20 protein-coding genes are annotated in these 20536 nt (G+C 57.5%); 11 read left to right on the top strand and 9 right to left on the bottom strand.

Annotated elements, in window-relative coordinates:
• The first annotated feature begins 199 nt into the window (after positions 1 to 199).
• Positions 200 to 1324, top strand: a complete 1125-nt coding sequence (gbdR, locus tag ACWJ62_RS01990; RefSeq protein ID WP_449284687.1) for a choline metabolism transcriptional regulator GbdR — start codon at positions 200 to 202, stop codon at positions 1322 to 1324.
• Here gbdR and ACWJ62_RS01985 read toward each other — a convergent pair.
• The 3 genes from ACWJ62_RS01985 to ACWJ62_RS01975 all read right to left on the bottom strand — a co-directional run bounded on the left by ACWJ62_RS01985 (position 1316) and on the right by ACWJ62_RS01975 (position 5391).
• Positions 1316 to 3052: a formate--tetrahydrofolate ligase gene (locus tag ACWJ62_RS01985; RefSeq protein WP_449284686.1), complete on the bottom strand. Its 1737-nt coding sequence runs from the start codon at positions 3050 to 3052 to the stop codon at positions 1316 to 1318. The two genes, gbdR and ACWJ62_RS01985, sit on opposite strands and share 9 nt — an antisense overlap.
• On the bottom strand, positions 3049 to 3963 hold the full coding sequence (locus ACWJ62_RS01980; protein ID WP_449284685.1) for a methylenetetrahydrofolate reductase: 915 nt from the start codon (positions 3961 to 3963) through the stop codon (positions 3049 to 3051). Before ACWJ62_RS01980 ends, ACWJ62_RS01985 begins: the two co-directional genes overlap by 4 nt.
• A 66-nt stretch (positions 3964 to 4029) precedes the next feature.
• Complete coding sequence (locus ACWJ62_RS01975; RefSeq protein WP_449284684.1) at positions 4030 to 5391, bottom strand: glycine cleavage T C-terminal barrel domain-containing protein; 1362 nt, start codon at positions 5389 to 5391, stop codon at positions 4030 to 4032.
• Between the two features lie 351 nt (positions 5392 to 5742).
• Between ACWJ62_RS01975 and codB the strand changes: the two genes are divergently transcribed.
• From codB to codA, 3 genes are read left to right on the top strand one after another with little or no spacing between them, the layout of a single operon-like run.
• Positions 5743 to 7026 carry a cytosine permease gene (gene codB, locus ACWJ62_RS01970; RefSeq protein WP_449284683.1) on the top strand — a complete coding sequence of 428 codons (1284 nt, stop codon included), beginning with the start codon at positions 5743 to 5745 and terminating at the stop codon, positions 7024 to 7026.
• Positions 7027 to 7650 (top strand): PucR family transcriptional regulator, encoded by a 624-nt coding sequence (locus ACWJ62_RS01965; RefSeq protein ID WP_449284682.1) that lies wholly within the window; start codon positions 7027 to 7029, stop codon positions 7648 to 7650.
• A 29-nt stretch (positions 7651 to 7679) separates the two neighbouring features.
• The gene (gene codA, locus ACWJ62_RS01960; RefSeq protein ID WP_449284681.1) at positions 7680 to 8936 is read left to right on the top strand and encodes a cytosine deaminase; all 1257 of its coding nucleotides are present in this window, start codon (positions 7680 to 7682) and stop codon (positions 8934 to 8936) included.
• Positions 8937 to 8950: 14 nt separating this feature from the next.
• Here the strand turns inward: codA and ACWJ62_RS01955 are convergent, their stop codons facing one another.
• Genes ACWJ62_RS01955 through ACWJ62_RS01945 form a run of 3 tightly spaced genes read right to left on the bottom strand, consistent with a single transcriptional unit; the run spans position 8951 to position 10995 of the window.
• Positions 8951 to 9406 (bottom strand): DUF4112 domain-containing protein, encoded by a 456-nt coding sequence (locus ACWJ62_RS01955; RefSeq protein ID WP_449284680.1) that lies wholly within the window; start codon positions 9404 to 9406, stop codon positions 8951 to 8953.
• A gap of 20 nt (positions 9407 to 9426) precedes the next feature.
• Complete coding sequence (locus tag ACWJ62_RS01950; protein ID WP_449284679.1) at positions 9427 to 10074, bottom strand: DsbA family oxidoreductase; 648 nt, start codon at positions 10072 to 10074, stop codon at positions 9427 to 9429.
• 57 nt (positions 10075 to 10131) lie between these two features.
• Positions 10132 to 10995, bottom strand: coding sequence for a LysR substrate-binding domain-containing protein (locus ACWJ62_RS01945; RefSeq protein WP_449284678.1), 864 nt, complete (start codon positions 10993 to 10995; stop codon positions 10132 to 10134).
• A 112-nt stretch (positions 10996 to 11107) separates the two neighbouring features.
• On the opposite strand from ACWJ62_RS01945, the gene ACWJ62_RS01940 reads away from it, so the two are divergent.
• The 3 genes from ACWJ62_RS01940 to tenA all read left to right on the top strand — a co-directional run bounded on the left by ACWJ62_RS01940 (position 11108) and on the right by tenA (position 13024).
• The gene (locus ACWJ62_RS01940) at positions 11108 to 12010 is read left to right on the top strand and encodes a DMT family transporter (RefSeq protein ID WP_449284677.1); all 903 of its coding nucleotides are present in this window, start codon (positions 11108 to 11110) and stop codon (positions 12008 to 12010) included.
• A 107-nt stretch (positions 12011 to 12117) separates the two neighbouring features.
• Positions 12118 to 12330, top strand: coding sequence for a penicillin-binding protein (locus ACWJ62_RS01935; protein WP_209400517.1), 213 nt, complete (start codon positions 12118 to 12120; stop codon positions 12328 to 12330).
• A 25-nt stretch (positions 12331 to 12355) separates the two neighbouring features.
• Complete coding sequence (tenA, locus tag ACWJ62_RS01930) at positions 12356 to 13024, top strand: thiaminase II (RefSeq protein WP_449284676.1); 669 nt, start codon at positions 12356 to 12358, stop codon at positions 13022 to 13024.
• An 88-nt stretch (positions 13025 to 13112) separates the two neighbouring features.
• On the opposite strand, the gene ACWJ62_RS01925 is transcribed toward tenA, so the two are convergent.
• From ACWJ62_RS01925 to mtgA, 3 genes are all read right to left on the bottom strand, one after another.
• On the bottom strand, positions 13113 to 14633 hold the full coding sequence (locus tag ACWJ62_RS01925; RefSeq protein WP_449284675.1) for a diguanylate cyclase: 1521 nt from the start codon (positions 14631 to 14633) through the stop codon (positions 13113 to 13115).
• Positions 14634 to 14827: 194 nt separating this feature from the next.
• Positions 14828 to 15307: an NADAR family protein gene (locus ACWJ62_RS01920; protein WP_449284674.1), complete on the bottom strand. Its 480-nt coding sequence runs from the start codon at positions 15305 to 15307 to the stop codon at positions 14828 to 14830.
• An 84-nt stretch (positions 15308 to 15391) separates the two neighbouring features.
• Positions 15392 to 16096 (bottom strand): monofunctional biosynthetic peptidoglycan transglycosylase, encoded by a 705-nt coding sequence (gene mtgA / locus ACWJ62_RS01915; protein WP_449284673.1) that lies wholly within the window; start codon positions 16094 to 16096, stop codon positions 15392 to 15394.
• Between the two features lie 111 nt (positions 16097 to 16207).
• On the opposite strand from mtgA, the gene ACWJ62_RS01910 reads away from it, so the two are divergent.
• From ACWJ62_RS01910 to ACWJ62_RS01895, 4 genes are all read left to right on the top strand, one after another.
• Positions 16208 to 16537 (top strand): 2OG-Fe(II) oxygenase, encoded by a 330-nt coding sequence (locus ACWJ62_RS01910; RefSeq protein WP_449284672.1) that lies wholly within the window; start codon positions 16208 to 16210, stop codon positions 16535 to 16537.
• A complete protein-coding gene (locus ACWJ62_RS01905; protein ID WP_449284671.1) occupies positions 16534 to 17751 on the top strand; it encodes a polyhydroxyalkanoate depolymerase in 1218 nt (405 codons plus the stop codon). Before ACWJ62_RS01910 ends, ACWJ62_RS01905 begins: the two co-directional genes overlap by 4 nt.
• A gap of 108 nt (positions 17752 to 17859) precedes the next feature.
• Positions 17860 to 18603: a 3-oxoacyl-[acyl-carrier-protein] reductase gene (fabG, locus tag ACWJ62_RS01900; RefSeq protein ID WP_449284670.1), complete on the top strand. Its 744-nt coding sequence runs from the start codon at positions 17860 to 17862 to the stop codon at positions 18601 to 18603.
• 24 nt (positions 18604 to 18627) lie between these two features.
• Positions 18628 to 20526 carry a PHA/PHB synthase family protein gene (locus tag ACWJ62_RS01895; RefSeq protein WP_449284669.1) on the top strand — a complete coding sequence of 633 codons (1899 nt, stop codon included), beginning with the start codon at positions 18628 to 18630 and terminating at the stop codon, positions 20524 to 20526.
• Positions 20527 to 20536: the final 10 nt, after the last annotated feature.

Below are 20536 nucleotides of genomic sequence, written 5' to 3'. Positions count from 1 at the left end.
TGAGTCTATAAAGGCATGCTCCATGTCGCTTATAGACCACTGACATTCAGAATACCGCCTTAGAATGAAATCGATGTGGAACTGATCACTTATTGCACGATCAAAGTGCAACGGCTAGTGTTCAAATTGTGGTAGTCGGTACGGAAATTCGCGGTATTGGCTAACGCTGCTGGCCCAGGCAGGGCAAAGGGGGTTGTTTATGACCACTGATACCGGCTCGGAAACACACAAGCCCATCCAACAGCCCTATCGGGTCGGCTTTCTGCTGATCGACAACTTTACCTTGATTGCCCTTGCCACTGCGGTTGAACCCCTGCGAGTGGCCAACCAAATGGCAGGCACGGAACTCTATTCATGGAAGCTACTTACGGCTGATGGCAGTTATGCGTGCGCCAGTGACGGTGTCACGATGGTGCCGGATGCCTCCATTCAGGAAGAACACAGCTTCGACCTGGTGATCGTTGTCGCTGGTATTGATGTCACCCGCAGCTTTTCACGTCATGAAGTCCAATGGTTAAAACGGATGGCGCGGCGGCACGTCCTGATGGGGGCCGTGTGCACCGGGCCTTATGTATTGGCCAGTGCCGGACTGCTGGACGGCCATGCCTGCAGTGCCCATTGGGAGTGTCTCGAAGCCATGCAGGAAGACTTTCCCCGGGTTCAGACCAACAACCGCCTGTTTACTGTCGAGCGTGAGCGCATGACCTGCACCGGTGGCACCGTGCCGATGCACATGATGCTCAGCTTCCTGGCACGGCGGCATGGCCAGGAACTCAGCAATGCCATCTCCCACATGTTTGTCTGCGACCGGGTACGGGAAGAGAGTGAGCAACAGCCCATGCCCATGCATCCGGGCCTGGCCCGCGCGCAACCCAAGCTGGCGGAGGCCGCCCAGTTGATGGAGTCCAATATCGACGAGCCGATTGAGCTGCAGGAACTGGCAACCCTGGCCGGCATTTCGCGCCGGCAACTGGAACGGCTGTTCCTGAAACACATGGGGTGCACGCCGTCTCGCTACTACCTCCGGGTACGGCTGAACCGCGCACGCCGGCTACTCAAGCAGACCTCTTGCTCCATCGTTGAGATTGCCTCCATGTGCGGATTCGTCTCCGCTACTCACTTCAGCCGTTGCTATCGCAAAACCATGGGACGCGCACCCAAGTACGAACGGATGGGAGTTTTCACTCCGGCAAGGACGGACAGCTTCCTGACAACCACCATGGCAAGTTTGCCGTCCTCATCCCTGCAAGCCCTGAAGCGGGCCCGGACCGAGCCCACTTTCGGAACTTTTGAGGATACCCCCGAACACACTGTTTCAGGTTAACCCCACCACCAGGCCATTAGCATCCAGGGCGATATCCAGGGCGGCGGGCCGCCTTGGCAGACCCGGCATGGTCATGATGTCGCCACAGACCGCCACCACGAATCCGGCGCCGGCTGCCAGGCGCACTTCCCTCACCGGCAACATATGTCCGGACGGGGCGCCCTTCACCGACGAGTCCACCGAGAAGCTGTACTGGGTCTTGGCAATGCACACGGGAAGGTGGCCAAAGCCCAGGCTTTCGTATTCCTCCAGCTGTCGTTTGGCGACCGTTGTGAACTCCACGCTGCCCGCACGGTAGATACGGGTAGCAATGGTGCGAATCTTATCCGCCAGGGGCAGGCTGTCCTCATAGAGAAATTCCACCTCCGGTCTGCCCTCGTCCATTTGGTCGAGCACAGCCTGGGCCAATTCAGTGGCACCTTCACCACCGGTTGCCCAATGATCGGCGGGCACTGCCCGTACGCCTAGCTCCTCGCTGATGGACTGCACCAGAGCCATCTCCTCCTCGGTGTCATCCGGGAAACGGTTGATACATACCACCGGGGTCAGACCAAACTGCTGCAGGTTGCGGATATGCCGCTCAAGGTTGGCGGACCCTCTGCGCAGCGACGCCAGGTCAGAAATGCCAAGTTGACTGCGGGGTATACCGCCCTGCATTTTGAGGGCCCGAATGGTGCAGACCACTACGGCGGCATCCGGGCGCAACCCTGTGTGTCGGCACTTGATATCAATGAACTTTTCCGCGCCAAGGTCGGCGCCGAAGCCGGCCTCGGTAACCACCACATCATTCAGGGCCAGCGCAGCCCGGGTGGCAGTGACGGAATTGCATCCGTGGGCGATATTGGCAAACGGGCCACCATGGATAAACACCGGATTGTGCTCCAGGCTCTGCACCAGGTTCGGCTGCAGTGCTTCTTTCAGCAGTACGGTGAGTGAGCCCTCCACGCCCAGATCACGAACGGTCACCGGCGACATGTCCGAACGCCGTCCAACGATGATATTTCCCAGGCGCTGCTTCAGGTCCGCCCGGCCGTCTGCCAGGCAAAGGATGGCCATGATTTCCGATGACACGGTGATGTCGAAGCCGGTTTCACGGGGCACGCCGTGTGCCGCCCCGCCCAGTCCACAGACCATGTTTCGCAGGGACCGGTCGGTTATATCCATGACTCTGCGCCAGCTTATGTAACGCGGATCCAGTCCGGTTTCATTGCCCCAGTGAATGTGGTTATCGATCAGTGACGCCAGCAGGTTATGAGCACTGGTGATGGCGTGGAAGTCACCATTGAAATGCAGGTTGATGTCTTCCATCGGAATCACCTGGGCCCGGCCTCCGCCGGCGGCCCCGCCCTTCATGCCAAAGCAGGGTCCCAGGGACGGCTCCCGCAGACACACGGAGGAGCGCACACCCAGCCGATTTAAGCCGTCGTTCAGCCCTACACTGGTTGTGGTTTTCCCTTCCCCCGCGGGGGTTGGCGTAATGGCGGTCACAAGGACCAGCCTGCCTCTGGGTGCCGAGTCGGACGTATCCACATAGGCCATGTCCAACTTTGCTTTGTAGTGGCCAAAAGGCACAAGACTCTCGGCCGGCAAGCCGAAGCGCTGCTGCGCCAACAGCAGGATAGACTGGGGCTGGACCGAACGGGCAATCTCGATATCCGGAGTGCCCGGTGGCGGAAACTCGGCCGTCGCTGGCGTGTCGGGTGTCAGTTTACTGTACTGAAGACTCATGGCACTGCCTCCCTTTTCTCTTCGGAGGGCCCACTGTGTTCCCGAATCCATTGCGCTGACTGACGCAGGCCTCCGAGCGGAAACAGATGGATGCCCCGCAGCAGGGTCTCCGGATTTTCCAGGCAATACTGCACCAGAGCCCGGACCATGTCGTCGGGTTTCCAGGCACCCAGCATCCGGGCGCTGCCAGGGCGACGGAGCAGCATACGTGCGGATGCACCTACCCCACACATGGCGGCATAAGCGATGAGCGTTTTGATCCGTGTTGGGCCCGCCATGCCGATATAGACGGGCACCTCCTCCAGCATGTTGCCCAGGCTCTGCAGCCAGTCGATTACCACCTCAGCATCGAAGGTGAACTGGGTAACCACCCAGAGCCTCGTAGCGGTAGTACGGGCGTATTCACGCTTGATGCTCAATGCCTGCGCCAGGGTTGCCCGATCCGCCATGGGGTGGCCGTCCGGATGAGCCGCAACACCGATACCGTGGAACCGGAACTGGGCCAGCAATCCCGATTCGAGTACGGCCAGGGTATCGGGGAAAGGGCCGGCCACCGCATCGCTGTCGCCCGCGATCAGCAGCAACCGATCCACCCGGCTTTCATCCAGCTGGGCCAACCAGTCCCGCAGCTGCCCTCGGCTCTGAGCCATGCGGGCAGGCACATGCGGTACTGGCTGCATCCCCAGGTCCAGCAGACGACGTGAAGCTTCCAGCGTATCGCTGAACTGCCCCTTTGGCAGGAACGGTACGTACACGCAGGTGCCAGCCGGCAGAAGGTCCGGCAGATGCTCTGCCGTCAGGATCTGGCGGGGTGTCGCCTCGATGGAGGCCGAGCGCACCAGATCACGAAATCTCGCTGCTGCCTCCTCATCGGGCCAATTGAACGCCTGTTTTTCGCTCATCATTGTCATAAACCGCGCACCCCATTGCTAACGGTGTCAACCAGGCAGCTGCTACCGACGGATCTTCCCGCATTGTTAATCGGCGAAGTCGATTCCCTTCGCCCTGGCTCTTTCACGGGCGTTGGGGTTCACCGAGGGTCGGAAGGGCACTTCCACCACTTCAGCCTCCACAGCGGTCGAACCATCCGCGGCAGCATATTCCACAGGAAGATGCACGGTCAGCCGCGTGCCGACAGCACGAAGATCAAACGGCACATAGGCCAGCGCGATGTTGGTCTCAAGTTCCGGCGAGTACCAGGGGGAGGTAACGTAGCCCTCCGCTTCGCCACCCTCAGGGCCGCTGATCAGCCAGAAATCATTGGAGTAATCCGTCACCTGGCCGCCGCCAAAGCGGATGCCAACCATGATGTGGCTGAAAGGCGGACGCCCGGCTTCCATTTGCTCACGGACCATCTCAAGCCTTTGCTTGCCGATGTAGTCGGCGTCCTTGTTACGCGGCACCTGGTAGGCCAGATTGCACTGGAACGGCAGGGTCTCCTGGTCCACATCCTGCCCCCAGGAAAGAATGCCCGCGGCAATCCGGCGATGGTGGGCAGGCGCTATGACCCGAAGGTTATGGGGCTCACCCGCAGCAAGCACCCGGTACCACAGGTCCTCGGCGTATTTGGTCGCTTCCTTAAGGTAAATCTCGTAACCCTTCTCTCCGGTAAATCCGGTCTGGGAAACGATCACGTCGTGGCCGGCCACCTGGCCTTGCATCAAGCCGTAGTAGGGAATGTCCCGAACCGCATCGCCAAACAGATCCGCCATGAGCGCTTCGGACTTGGGACCCTGAATCTGCACCGGTGCCACATCGATTTCCGCAATGGTGACATTGAAGCCCATACCGATGTTCACGCCCCGCATCCAGAGCTCCAGATCGCTGTCGGAGAGGGAGAACCAGAACTCATCTTCGGCGACCCGCAGCAGAACCGGGTCATTGATGATGCCGCCCTCTTCGTTGCACAGGATGACGTACTTTCCGCGCATGGGTTTGATCTTGGTCGCATCCCGGGTGATCACGTAATTCACAAAGCGCTCTGCATCCGGGCCTTTGACCTGAATCTGGCGCTCGACCGCCACGTTCCACATGGTGACATCGTGGATCAGCGACTCGTACTCCCGCATGGCGCCGCCGTCTTCCGGGCGAATATACCCCCGCGGGTGATACATACGGTTATAGACCGTCGCCCGCCAGCAGCCCGCCTCATAGGCAAGATGCCAGTAAGGTGACTTACGGACCCGCGTGGAAATCAGCATCTCCACCGGCGTGGGGCCGGATTGACGCAGGTTGATGGGAACGCGCCGATCAGACTGGTCGACGCTGCCAGGCTGGCGTGCAGCACCGGCCCGTTGTTGTGGATAATCCAGAAGTGCTTGCTCGAATTTGACGGCCATTGCTATCTCCCCCTTGGCGGGTTGTCGATAGCCCTAATGTGGCCGTCTTTGACTTTTCCGGGAGGAACCAATACGACACTGAGGCGACTAAAAACGGCAAGCTGATAGGCGGTCCTCTGGCAAAGCGTTTCAAAAAGACGACTTCAGGCAATCACGCACCAAATGTGCAAATCACCCGAAAAATCGCACCATATGAACGCATTTAGTCCCCCACCTGATAATCTGCGATCAGGATCCTGTGCAAATTGCACAATCTAGAGGCGACTACTTGGCACAAATCGGCCGGAAAAACGACCATGGCACAAACGTTGCCAACTCCCTTCGTGTTACCTACGACACGGAGAGATCGTCATGACCACTGAATCTACACCCAAAGAACAGGATTATCCCTTAAGCCCGGTCCCCATGGATCAGCGCAAAAGCGTCTGGTCCATGGGGCTGGTACTCCTTGGCTTCACTTTCTTTACCGCCACCATGTGGGCTGGTGGCAGCGTTGGTGTTGCCTTCGACTTTTCCACAATGCTGATGGTTCTGGCGGTCGGCAATCTGCTGCTGGGGCTGTACGCAGCAGGGCTGGGTTATATCGCCGCGAAGACAGGCCTGAACACAGCCCTGATGAGCCGGTTCACCTTTGGCGAGCTGGGCAGCAAGCTTTCCGACTTTATTCTGGGCTTCACCCAGATTGGCTGGTACGCCTGGGGTACGGCCACCATGGCAATTCTGCTGGTCAAACTCACGGGGATGCCGGAAGGGATGACAACGCCGCTGATGGTGCTGTTCGGTTTCGCCTTCTGTATTACTGCGTTTATCGGTTATCAAGGCCTGGAGTGGCTATCGAGGGTTGCCGTGCCCGCCATGATTATTCTGGTCGCCGTCAGCATGTCCATTGCCACATCCGATGCCGGCGGCCTGTCCGGGCTGCTGGCCATCACCCCGACCAATGAAATGAGCGTTGCAGCGGCAATCACGCTGGTTTTTGGCACCTTTGTCAGTGGCGGCACCCAGGCCACCAATTGGACCCGCTTCGCGAAATCCGGCAAAACCGCTGTGATCGCCACATTGCTTGCGTTCTTCCTCGGTAACGGTCTGATGACCCTGATCGGCGCCTTCGGTGCCCTCGTCTACCAGCAAGCCGACATCGTCGACATCATGGTCGCCCAGGGCCTGGCAACACTCGGTATCCTGATGCTGTTCCTGAATCTCTGGACCACCCAGGACAACACGGTTTACAACTTTGCGGTCGCAGGCTGCAACCTGATCCGTACCCGCCGCCGCAAGTCGGTGACCATTGCTGGTGCCGCGATCGGGACAGTACTGGCGGTACTGGGTATGTACGAGTGGCTGATCCCGTTCCTTGTTCTGCTCGGCACCTTTATCCCGCCAATCGGTGGCGTCATCATGGCCAGCTACTTTGTCGGCTATAAACGCCAGTATCCGGACCTGACAACGGTTACACTGCCAGCCTTCAACGTTCCGGGGCTCGCGGCCTACGCCATCGGCTCCGCAGCCGCCTATACGTCTCCCTGGATCGCACCCATTGTGGGTGTCATCGTCGCGGCCCTGAGCTACAGCCTCATTCTGGTTGTCAGCGAAGCGGTCCGTGAGCGCAAAGCCCAGGTGATGGGAGCGATCTGAGTGACCCTGCGATGCCGGAACGTGCCACACCTCCCCGGCCTGGATGCCATTCGGCTCCGGGGCGGGGAGTCCGCCGGGGATAACCCGGTACGCTGGCCCTATGTAGCGGAAAACCGCTCGTTCAAAAGCTGGGTCAAAGGTGGCGAACTCGTATTTGTTACCGGCATCAGCCGGCATCGCAGCCCTCAGAATCTGGCGGAATGCCTGTATGAGAGTAAGGAATGCAATGTCTCCGGACTCGTTGTCCTGACCGGAGATGCTTACATCGGTCAACTACCGAACACGTTATGCCGGCTGGCCGACGAACTTGCCATACCACTTTTTGAGCAGCCCTATTCTTTGCCCATGGTGGAGGTCACAGAGGCCATCGGCAGGGCCATTGTCTGGTCCGAACATACATCGGTCGAGCAGATGGACCATGACCTTCTGGCCGATTCTGCCGACTTGCTCGATGCCTGGATCGCCTGCCGGGGCAACCAGAGTGCCATGGCAGAAGCATTAGGCTGCCACAGAAACACAATACGCAACCGAATGAACCAACTCAGTGAATCAATGCTTGGCCAGGGCACCCCGACAGAACAATTCAGAACACTGTTACTGGCACACCTGCTACTGAAACCATAGATGCGGGTTAGCCACTGACCGGAGATAAAATGACTAAACCATTGAACGCAATAGCGAACGCACGTCTACAGGGCCGGGATGGGCTATTCCGGCTTGAGATCAGCAACGGACGCTTTTCAGGTATCACCGCCCAAGCCGAAAATACCACCGTCAATGAAGGCGAACTGGATGCCGGAGGAAATCTGGTCACAGCCCCTTTCGTGGAGCCACACATCCATCTCGACGCCGCGATGACCGCCGGGGAGCCGCGCTGGAACAAGAGCGGCACCCTGTTTGAAGGCATTGAATGCTGGTCCGAGCGCAAGACAACCCTGAGCCACGACGATGTGATCAGTCGCGCCAGCCAGACGCTGAAGCTCTTTGCCGCCCATGGCATCCAGTACGTGCGTACTCACGTGGATGTGACTGATCCGAACCTGACTGCCCTCAAGGCCATGCTTGAGGTTCGCGAACAGACCGCAGCCTTCATTGACCTGCAGATCGTCGCGTTTCCCCAGGAGGGCATCTGGTCTTTCAAAAACGGGCGTGAACTCATGGAGGAAGCCGTGCGTCTCGGCGCTGATGTGGTTGGTGGCATTCCCCACTTCGAGTTTACCCGGGATTACGGTGCGGAGTCGGTTCGCTGGCTGATGGAGCTTGCCCATAAAAACGACCGACTGGTGGATGTTCACTGCGACGAAATTGATGATCCGGAATCCCGGTTCCTCGAAGTTCTGGCCGCCGAGGCCCTGAGACTCGACTACGGTTCCAGGGTATCCGCCAGCCATACCTGTGCCATGGGCTCCTATAACGATGCCTACTGCAGCCGCCTGTTTCGATTACTGAAAAAGTCCGGCCTGCGCTTCCTTTCCATGCCCACTGAAAGCCTGCATTTGCAGGGCCGATTCGACAGCTATCCCAAACGCCGTGGCATAACCCGGGTCCCCGAGTTGCTTGATGCCGGCCTGAAGGTCGCCTTTGGCCAGGACTCAATTCGCGACCCCTGGTATCCAATGGGCAATGGCAACATGCTCCGGACCCTTGATGTCGGCCTGCACGCCTGCCATATGCTGGGTATGAGCTGGATCGACCGTTCACTGGAGCTGATCACCGAGAATGGCGCGGCTGCGCTTGACCTTGATGAGTATGGCCTTGACGAAGGGATGCCAGCACGGTGCGTGGTTCTTCAGGGGGCCACGCCCTATGAAGTGCTACTTGGGCAGCGACCGGTGCTGACGTCTGTAAGGGACGGGCAGGTGCTGGTCCGGCGGGAGGCCTGCCATCCGGAAACAGGCCTGATGCTTTAAGAGCAGTATGCGGCTCAGAATAAAAGCGTGAGGCCGCCGGTCACCACAGCGAATAGCACGGATAAACCAATCACGGTCCGCCAGGGGAAAGGCGGAGGCGGAGGTTCAATCGCCAACTCCTTTTCCAGGTAGTTACGAAGCAGACGGGTGTTGCGGGTGTTGGCTTTATAAACCGCGTCGAAGGCATCGCCTACCACTGGCAACAACCCGCCGAGAAAGTCGATGCCCATGTTCCGCAACATGCGCATCTTCACCGCCCTGGTGGCGCCTGCTCGCTGCGCTTCCACCAGTACGTATCCGGCCAGCACCAGGCCCACGGCGTCCCCGACCACGGGCAGCAGGCCAATTACGGCTTCCGCGCCAATCCGTACATTGGTGAACGGAATAGCGATGTTGCTATCGGTAAAGCGGCTGAACTTATCCAGCCGTGCCAGAATGGCCCGTTGCCGGGCTTCGGATGGTTTCGGCATTCTCTCTCCAACGAAGGCGCTCACTCAGGCTTTGCGCCGATTTCTTCGAATGCCTGAACTAGCGTGTCGGGCTCCTGGGCGCCGGAGATCAGGTATTTACCGTTTACAATGAAGGCCGGCACCGCAGAAACACCGGCCTGTTGATAAGTTGCTTCATCCTCGCGTACCACGTTGGCGAATTCATCGGAATCCAGAATCTGCTTTGCCCTCGCGCGATCCAGCCCGAGGCTCTCGACACAGCCCAGCAACACGTCCTGGTCTGAAACGTCTTTTGCCTTTCCAAAGTAGGCCTCGAAGAGCGCCTGCTTCATCTCCGTCTGTTTGCCCTGCTCAGCCGCCCACTTCAGCAGCCGATGGGCATCGAAGGTATTGCAGGTGAAGCGCTCCTGCATTTTTTCAAAGTTGAGGCCCAGATCTTTCGCGATCGTCATCATCTGATCCTGGGTCGCGCGCATTTCCTGCTCACTTCGACCGTACTTGCGGGCCAGGGCCGGAAGAATGGGCTCGCCCGTGCCAGAATGGTCCGGGTTCAGTTCAAAGGCGTGCCATTGCAGGCCGAATTCATACTCCGACGCCAACTGTTTCATGGCCTGCTCCAGGCGGGCATAACCAATCGCGCACCAGGGGCAGGCGATGTCGGAAACAATGTCGATGTTGATCGTTTTCATGGGGTATCCCGTTGATTGCGTTTAGACACGATACTGCCAGCCTAACACGGAGACAGATCAGCCATCTCCCGCCAGATGTTCCCGGATCAACTCTGCCATCTGCCGGGCCGGTTCAGTCGGACGGCCCGACGGCCGATGCAGGGCCATCTCGATGGATTGCAGGGCCGGCATACCGCTTCGTTCGTCCAGAACCCGCAGCTGGGGTGTAAGCATATCGCGGGTTACAGGTACCACCGCCAATCCGGCCACGACAACAGGCATCAATCCTGTCATCGACTGGCTTGAGTAGGCCAGGCGCCATTGCCGACCCGCAGAAAACAGCGCCTGCTCTGCCACCTCTCTGAACACATCAGCGCCTGGCGAGTAAAGTGCGAGAGGAATGGGATCGGTAAGGGACGGCTGTTTCTCGGCACCGACCGCCCACACCAGTGGCTCCCGGCGAATCACTTCCCCCCCGGGAGACCGGGTCTGACGGGTCACAACCGCCAGATCCAGCTCACCAGCCTGCACCTGCTGAAGCAGCCTGACGCTTGATCCGCAGATAACCTGCAGCTGAACCGCCGGAAACAGCTGGCTGAAATGGGAGAGAACGGAGGTCAGCAAAAACGCATAGTCTTCCGGAATACCCAGGCTCAGCTGCCCCGATACCTGCCGCTGCCGCAACGAATCCAGCGCCTCGTTGTTCAGGGCCAGCATCTTTCGGGCGTAACCGATCAGTTGCTCGCCCTCCGCGGTGAAACGTATTCGTCGGCCCTCTCGCTCGTGAAGGGGCACTTCCAACAGGGCTTCCAGGCGGTGCAACTGCATGCTGACAGTTGACTGGGTATAGGCAAGCCGGTCAGCCGCCGCGGTTACCGTTCCCGTGTCGGCAATGGCCACCAGTGTTTGCAGCACGTTCAGATCCAGAATACGGGGACGCAATTCATCAACTCCTGTGATGCTTTTGATCACTAAACGTTGTTTTTGTGATGTCTTAAGCGAGTATATCCTCCCGCTGTCAGATCACAACACACCAGCTAAAGGAGGACTGCCCATGAGGATTATCAACGCGCCCATACGTCTGCCCAACATCCTGAGCATCATCGCGGCTCTGGTTGCCGTCGTTCTTTGGGCTGTTGCCCCTTTGCTGGTGGATGCAGCGCGGTCCATCCCGCCCTTCCAGCTTACGACCATCGCCCTGATCAGTGGCGCACTGGCCGTGCTGCCCATGAGCTTCCGGGGCCGCGAAGCGCGTAAATCTGTGAAAGTGTCCTGGCAATGGAAACTGGTGATTTTCGGTCTTGTGCCGTTGCTGGTTCTGGGGGCGGTCGGCGCCTACCTGGCCGGGCTGGGCATGGCACCCACCGCAGAGGCGTCATTGATCACCTATACCTGGCCAGTCATGTTCATCCTGATCAGCCAGTGGGCCTTCCATCGGCGGATCGCCCTCCCGGTTATTGCGGGGGCACTGATTGCCTTTTCCGGCGCGGCTTTGCTGCTGGGTCCGGAGGCTCTGAATAATGGTTTTTCGGGCAACCTGACTGGTTACGGGCTAGCTCTTATGGCCGGGGGCTGCTGGGCGCTGTATTCGTGGATCTGCCAGGCAACACCTGTTGCGATCGCTCCTGTCATGCCCGGCCTGTTCCTTCTGGCCAGTGCCGGGGCAGCGGCCGCCGACACCGTTTCCGGCTCTGCCGCCGTGCTGCCGTCAGGAACGGCTCTCGCCGCGGGCGTCGCCCTCGGTCTGGGGCCATATGGGCTGGCCATGGTGGCCTGGGACCTGGCACTTCGGAAGGGGCCCACAGCCCTGGTGGGCAGTCTCGCCTACGCGGTACCAGTGCTGGCTGCCCTTTTCCTGGTGCTGGCCGGAATCGCAGCGCCGGACTGGCGGCTGCCCCTGGCAGCAGTACTTGTGGTGTTGGGCTCACTGGTGGCATCAAGCCGCAGGAAGACTTGAACAGACCATACCGTTAGGCAAGCCTGCTTGGTCAGGGCCAGCGGTCTTTACTGGAAGACTTGCGTATACTCCTCATGAGTCACTCAAACCGCATGAGGAGTATGCCAATGGTCGATGAAGATACACTCACCGCTCTGAAAACCGCCTTTACCTTCATGCCCCAGCCGGTCGAGATCAACCGGTTCGAATACGGGGATGACGCTGACAGAATTCTCGCTCAGGTGAACTTTGTGCGGGAAGTGCTGACCCGTCACGGCATTGACCCAGAAGAAGTCGCCGGCGAAATCAATCCGGACTCATCCCCCAATTCCTGCTACTGAACCAACCGTGTTTTCGGGAGACTGCATGCCTTACCAGTTTGACGATCTGAAACGGAGCTGCCAGTGCGAGTGGCAGGCGTACATCCAGCACGACTTCGTGCAGCAATTGGGTAATGCGTCGCTAGCGCCCGAAGCGTTCCAGCATTACCTGAAACAGGACTACCTTTTCCTGATCCAGTTTGCCCGGGCCTTTGCGCTGGCCGCCTATAAAAGCCCGACACTGTCGGACCTCCGCCAGGCCAAGGATGGCTTGCAGGCCATCCTGGATGTGGAACTGGATCTGCATGTCAGCTTCTGCAAGGAATGGGGCATTTCCGAACAAGAGCTGGCCGAACTGCCGGAAGCCCGAGCCACACTCGCCTACACACGCTACGTTCTGGATACCGGTAACCGTGGCGACCTTCTGGACCTGCACGTCGCCCTGTCACCATGCATGGTGGGCTACGGAGAAATCGCCAACTGGCTTAACAGCCGGGCGGAGACTATCCGGGGCGATAGCAATCCTTATGATGCCTGGATCGCCATGTATGAAAGCGAGGAGTTCCAGGACGCCATGCAGGCAGAGATCAGCTGGCTCAATGAGCGACTGGCCGAAGTCTCCCCTGCCCGCTTCAAAGAGCTGAGCCGGATTTTCAGCGACGCCACCCGACTTGAGATTGATTTCTGGGAAATGGGCCTGAACCTGAGCAACTAGCTCGCCAGCCCGGTACTGGAAATGCAGGCTGGGCATCTTTACTTGGCCAGATTGAGAGAAGCGTTGGCGAGACCGTGCCCCCTCCTTGCTACTCGGTCACCCGGAGTCCGCGCAAGTTGATCTCTACGCGATCCCTGCCTTTGGCTTTTGCCCGGTACAGAGCGTCGTCGGCCTCCGACACTAGCTTGTCAAAGGTGGCGTGGTGCCATTCGGCAACACCGATCGATACGCTCATTACCACCCGCTGATCATCAACAGGTATGACAATATCCCGAATACATTCAAGCACTTTTTCGCTGAGCCTGAAAAGATCGACATGATCAGAATCCGGTACGACAATCATAAATTCTTCTCCACCCCAGCGCCCAAAACGATCAATTGACCGAAGCGAGGGTGAAATCGCCCTGACAAATGCCTTGAGGCATTCGTCGCCAGCAGCATGTCCGTATTGGTCGTTGACGCGTTTAAAATGATCGATGTCCATAAGCATGACGCTGAAAGGGCGGCCGGACCGTTCGCTGCGCTTTGCCTCCTCCTCCCCCAGCGCTCGCATACGCCGTCGATTGGGAATGCCCGTCAGTTCGTCTGTTAGTGCAAGTGTCTGGAGCTGTTGGTTAGCATCGAATAGCTCCTGCGTGCGCTGCTGGACTCTTTCCTCCAGCTCCTGGTTCAGATGTTGGACTTTTACCAGAGCTTTTTTGAGCTCGCCAGATTTTCGACGGTTCTGATCCACGAACGCAGCGACGAAAAGCAATAGGACGTTAAAAATGATAATAAATTCCTGAGTCAATAAGGCGCTGTGGTCCTGTTGTTCACCAACAAAAGGGCCAACTCCCGAAGCAGAGGCGAGGGCAACGAACATTGCCACAGCTGTAGCAAGAGGGTAGCCAGCGAAAGGTCCAAAACGAACAGCAACCCATGCGGGCGCCACGACTACTGCCAGAGGAGACAGCGCCAGGTAATCCTCCGAAGCCAGGTCAAATACAAAGATCAGGTAACAGACTAAAAGGCCGACTATCCAGGCGGCGACAAGTTCCAGACGTACACGCCAGTTACTGTTGACCGCTTGTTTCAAAAGGCCCGAACTGAAAATCATGTGCAGAAAAGGCGTCAAGATGATCAACCCAGTCGCGTCCCCGACCCACCAAAGCCGCCACAACGTCAGAAAGGGAGTATCTCTTTCCAGCAGGAAAAAGTAGATCGACGCCCCACCAAGCGCAGCGAGAGGCGACGCAATAAAAAAGACGGTAATCAGAAAGAGACTTAGGTCCTTGGGCTCACTCCAATCGAGATTTCGATCAAGAAACCACCGAATCAGGCTGGCGGCAAGCACGCACTCGGCGATGTTGATAGTGCCGAATAGCAGCGCGTGGAATAGAGAAAATACCGAGATATCGGCTGCAACCTCTGCAGCCATAACAACAATGAAAAGTGACCACCAGCGGCTCCTCGGCTGACTCAGCAGCGCTGCGAGCAGTACGGCGTTCGGCGGCCAAAGCACCACTATACCGCTCTCCAGAGCAGCATAATGAACGCCAATCCAGGCACCCAGATAGTAGAGCAGGCCCACAACAAGCGGAAATAAGGCTGGTTGACGATAAACGTTCAAGACCAGAATCTCGGTTATCGTCCGTGCTCGATGGGTTGGAAAAGCCAAATCTTCCCTGAAAGGCTCTTTGTTGGGTTGGCTCGCAAGAATGGCGTACCCACACCTATACTGTATCCCAACTGACCTTCTTCGCAAGAAAACACGTCTGAAATAGCTACATGCCTAACCGTAAAAAGAGGACCGATCTGCAGGGATCAGCTCGCGGATTCTTGCTCTTCCCGCAACTTCGCCCGCACATTCATCAGCACTTTCCCGTAACGGTTTTCGCCTCTGCGATCCCGGCCACAACCCCAGAAATAATCGAAATTGCTGTTTTCAACGATTTTCGTGTCGCCGGTATCCAGCAGAGCCTCTGCCATCTCGGGGTGGGTTCGGCAACGGACGTAGATTCCCCGCGTCATAACGGTTTCGCGCACCTGTTTCCAATCCCGACGCAGGCTCTTATGGCGCTTGCGCCCAAGCTTTCCTGCCTTGCCGGGGGTATCGGCTTTGCGCACCTTTTCCTGTCGATTGTCATCGGTGAACTTCATGCCCTGAAAATAGTGTTCCACGGTTGGCCAGATCTTGCCTTCCAGCTCGAAACTGTATGGGGCATGGGTACCCAGAGGGTTTTCCGGGTCAGTTCGTGACATGAACAGATCGTTTTCGCCGTTGTCGTCGGGGAAGAGAGACATTCGTGCAATCCTTTAAAAATAAGTGGTCCTGCAATGCCCCTAGTATCAACGAGTCCGCGCCAAGGGTCACGTCAATAAATCTGCTCATCTGCCAGACTGGAGATCTCGCAGATATCCAGCACCAAGCTGCGCGATCTGGCCCCGAATCCAGGCCACTCGCTCCAACACATACGACGATGGCGAGTTGACACGCAGAACTTTCGGATTCGGGAGCACGGCCGCGAGCAGCGCGGCCTGGTACTCAGTGAGGTGACGGGCAGGCTTGCCGAAGTAGGCCTGGCTGGCGGCTTCAACGCCATAAATACCGGGACCAAACTCGGCAATGTTCAGATAGACTTCCAGTACCCGCTGTTTTGACCAAAGGCCGTCTATAACAAGAGCCAACCCCGCCTCGATGGCCTTGCGAATGAAACTACGCCCGTTCCATAGAAAGAGGTTTTTGGCCGTTTGCTGGGTGATGGTACTGGCCCCTCGAAGCCCGTCGCCGGCCCGATACTCCGAGAGCGCCTGACGAACCGCCTCAAAATCCACGCCCACATGGTGCGGGAATCGCTGATCCTCGCTGGCAACCACCGCCAGCGGCATCCAGGGAGAGATCTCTCGCATGGGCACCCATTCGTGAGCGAGGGATTTGTTCGTGCTCTGAAGCTGATAACCCAGCATGAAGGCCGAGGTGGGTGGATTTACGAACCTGAACATCAAAACCACCAGCAGGATCAGCAAGATAGCGCCAGCGCATAGCAGCAAAAACCATCGCAAAAGCTTGCGACCACCTGATGCTCTGGTCATCAGTTCAAATCCTCATCTTTGAACAAGCGAGTTCCCGGCCATAATTGACCAACGGGGCGCACAGCGCGCAAACTGCTGATAGCGATTCCTGCAAGAGCGTATGCGACTACCATGCCTGCAAAAGTAAAAACCCGGATTCTCTTTCATTCCAGACGCCTGAATATATACCTGGTCCGATATCCAGAAGGCCACAAGGTAGGGCCGCACGTGGACATGGTTTCCGAGGGCCGGCTCTACAAACTCAATTGGGTTCTGGCCAAACCCAAAGCCGGTGGCGAATTCATCTGCGACAAGAACATGTTCAACCTTTTTGGAAGATTGTATCTGTTTCGCCCGGATCTCTATCAGCATCGGGTATCAAAGATCGAGCGCGGAAATCGATGGCTGTTGAGTTTTGCGTTGACTTCCGGACTCCATAACTCAAGCAGGACAGTATCATGATGTATTTTGCCCATGAAATGAGCCGCGCCGCGCTGATGCCCTTGCGCATGATGACAGACGCACAGAGCAAATTGCTCAGGCATCCTCTCAGCCCTTTGTCCCGCTTGCCTGGTGCTCGCAGTATTGCTTCCGCCTACGGCGTGTTCGGCGACCTGACTCGACGCTACCCGAAACCGGCGTTCAATCTGCACACAACGGTGTGCGATGGGGAGAAGGTCGACATCAGTGAAGTCATCGTCAAACGCAAACCCTTTGCCCAGCTCAAGCATTTCCAGCGCAGCGTATCGCGCCCCGATGATCCGAAACTCCTGATCGTTGCGCCCTTGTCCGGGCATTTTGCCTCACTGCTGCGTGGCACTGTGAAGGAAATGTTGCCAGACCACGACGTCTACATCACCGACTGGCGTGATGCCTGCCGGGTTCCTCTTTCCGCTGGCGACTTTGGGCTGGACGACTATATCGACTACGTCATCGATTTCATTGAAGAGCTTGGGCCGGACACCCATGTATTGGCGGTTTGCCAACCCGTAGTGCCGGTGCTCGCAGCCACCGCCCTGATGGCCGAGGACAAAAATCCGGCAACACCGCGCTCGCTGGCCCTGATGAGCGGCCCCATAGATGGACGCGTCGACCCCACCGCACCATGCGAGCTGGCCACTAAACACAATCTGGCCTGGTTCCGGCGCAACCTGGTTCACCCTGTGCCGGCGCCCTACCCGGGTGCAATGCGGAAAGTGTATCCAGGATTTCTGCAGCTGACCGGATTCGTGAACATGAACTTCGACCGCCATGTTGACGCCTACCGCGGTCTTTTCAAGTCCATGCGAAACAAGGAGGTCGAGAAGATCAGACGGCATCGTGAGTTCTACGACGAGTACCTCGCAGTCATGGATCTGCCGGCCACGTATTACCTGGACACTATCCAGCGTGTATTCCAGGAGTTTCATCTTGCCCGGGGTTGCTTCATGCATCGCGGCCGCAAGGTGAATCCGGCCGCAATCGAAAAGACAGCACTGATGACGATTGAAGGTGAAAAGGACGACATATCCAGCCCCGGGCAAACCCGGGCCGCTCATGATCTATGTGTGAATATCCTGGACGCCAGACGCCTGCATCATCTGCAAAAGGGTGTTGGCCATTATGGTGTCTTCAACGGCAGCCAATGGCGCGAATCCATTGCGCCGCGACTCAAGACATTCATCCGCGAAGCGTGACACGCATCAAGTTTTCTTGTCGCACTTCAGGGGCTCTGCTAGCTTGAATGAGGTTATGAATAATAAAAAATAACACTCAAAGCGAGCGATAGCTCCAGGGAGGATGTCATGCAAGATCTCAAAGGGAAGGTCGCCCTCGTAACCGGCGCCTCACGCGGCATTGGTCGTCATATCGCACTTCAACTTGCTCAACGCGGCGCCGATGTCGCCATCAACTACCGCTCCCGTCAGCATGAAGGCGATGAGGTTGCCAAGGAAATCGAGGCGACCGGCGTCCGGGCACTTGCCTTCCAGGCAGACCTGTCAAAAATGCCGGAAGCGCGCAGCCTGGTTCGCCAGGTCCAGGAGCAGTGGGGCCGCATCGATATCCTGGTGAACAACGCCGGCATCACCAAAGACAAGTCCATGAAAAAGCTTACCGACGACGATTGGAACGACGTCCTGGACACCAACCTGGGCAGCGTCTACGCCACCTGCTCCGAAGTATTGAAGATCATGATGGACCAGAAGTACGGTCGCATCATCAACATCACGTCTTTCGTCGGGCAGGCGGGCAACTTCGGGCAAGCCAACTATGCGGCCAGCAAGGGCGGCATTATTGCGTTTACCAAGACCTTGGCGCTGGAAATGGCCAAGTACAACATCACGGTCAATGCCATCGCCCCCGGCTTTACCGAAACCGAAATGCTGGCCCAGGTCCCGGAGAATATCCGTGAACAGATCATTGCCAGGGTTCCGATGGGTCGTTTTGGCAAGCCGGAGGAAATTGCCCGCGCCGTGGTCTTCCTGGCCGCAGAAGGGGATTACATCACCGGCCAGCAGATCAACGTTAACGGCGGCGTTTACATGTAACACTTGAGAGGCAGAAGACGAAAAATGGCTGATAAACCAATAAAAAAGCAATCAACGCCTGACTTCGAACCCAATGTGGTAAGCCGCTCTCTGGCACGAGTGGGTGTCCATGGCGGTCGCCTGCTCAAGCGCTCTGTCATTCGCCGTTTAAGTGGCGGCCCGCCAAATCCGGCCAGCATGGGGAGCATGACCAAGCCCTTTTTCACCCTGACAGCCAAGCTTGCAACCCAGCCAGACACGCTTCTCTTTGCGCAGATGCGAATGTTCAAGGACACCAGCCTGTTCTGGTCTGGCCTTTTGGCCAGCGGTATTGGCAAGAAACCATTGACCGTAGCAGAACCGGAGCCTGGCGACGGCCGATTCCGGGACCAGGCCTGGAACGACGTCATTGCCTTCAACGCGCTCAAGCAGGCTTATTTGCTATCAACTCGCTGGGTTATGGACACCATTGACGATGTCCGGGATATGGACGATCACGATAGACGGAAAGTCCGTTTTTTCACCAGCCAGATGACCGATGTCCTCTCCCCTAGCAACTTCATTCTGAGCAATCCGGAAGTGTTGCGCACAACCGTCAAGACACGGGGTAAGAACCTGCTGCGTGGCATGGCCAACCTGCTGCGTGATCTGGACGAAGGCAAGGGCCCAATGCCTTTCCGCATGTCTGACCCGGACGCTTTTGAGGTGGGCGACAATCTAGCCAACACACCCGGCGACGTGGTTTTCCAGAACGATCTGATGCAACTCATCCAATACCGGCCGACCACCGAAACCGTCCATCGCCGGCCTTTGCTGGTGATACCACCCTGGATCAACAAATATTACATCCTGGACCTTGGCGAGAAAAAATCCTTCATTCGTTATTGGGTGGAACGGGGACACACTGTGTTTGTGGTTTCCTGGGTAAATCCCGGCCCAGAGCTGGCACACAAGACCTTTGAAGACTACATGCTCGAGGGTCCGGTCGCCGCCATGGATGCTATTGAGCAGGCGACGGGTGAGCGAGAAATCAATACGGTTGGATACTGCATCGGTGGAACCCTGCTTGGTTGCACGCTTGCCTGGCTGGCGGCTCGTGGCGATGACCGCGTGAAGAGCGCGACATTCCTCAACAGCATGATGGATTTCTCAGAGGTCGGCGATCTCGAAGTCTTCATCGACGAGGACTCTATTGCCAAAATCGAGAAGGCCATGAACAAACAGGGCTATCTTGAAGGTGCCTCCATGGCAACGGCCTTCAACATGCTGCGGGCCAACAGCCTGATATGGTCATTTTTCGTCAATAATTACCTTCTCGGCCGCGATACTGCGCCCTTTGATCTGTTGTACTGGAACTCGGACGCCACCCGCATGCCCGCGGCCATGCACAGCTTTTACCTGCGCAATATGTACCTGAACAACCGGCTGCGTGAACCCGGTGGTATTACATTGGCGGGCACACCAATCGATTTGAGAAAGGTGAAGATTCCAAGCTACTTTGCGTCCGCCATTGAGGACCACATCGCGCCCTGGATTTCCTGCTACAAAGGCGCAAGTAACCTTGGTGGCCCACTGCGTTTTGTCCTCGGTGGCTCAGGACACATCGCCGGCATCATCAATCCACCCGAGAAGAAAAAGTACGGTTATCGCCTGAACGAGGACAACCCATCCAATCCACAGGAATGGCTGAAAGGCGCCGAGCAGTTTGAAGGTTCCTGGTGGCCAGATTGGGTGGCTTGGGCCGAGCAGTTCGGTGGTGGCGAGGTGAAGGCTCGCATTCCGGGAGAGGGAAATCTGCAGGTTATTGAACCGGCGCCCGGGGCTTACTTGCGAAACGAGCCAGCACCTCCAACCCCGATAGTCAGGAAACCAAGGCAACCGTCAAAAAGGAAATCTGCCTCCAATAAGCCGAAAGCGAGATCTCCCGAAAAAGTGACGCACTAAAAAACCATTG

The organism is Marinobacter sp. PE14, from assembly GCF_053566155.1.
This window is presented reverse-complemented; position numbering and strand designations above follow the sequence as displayed.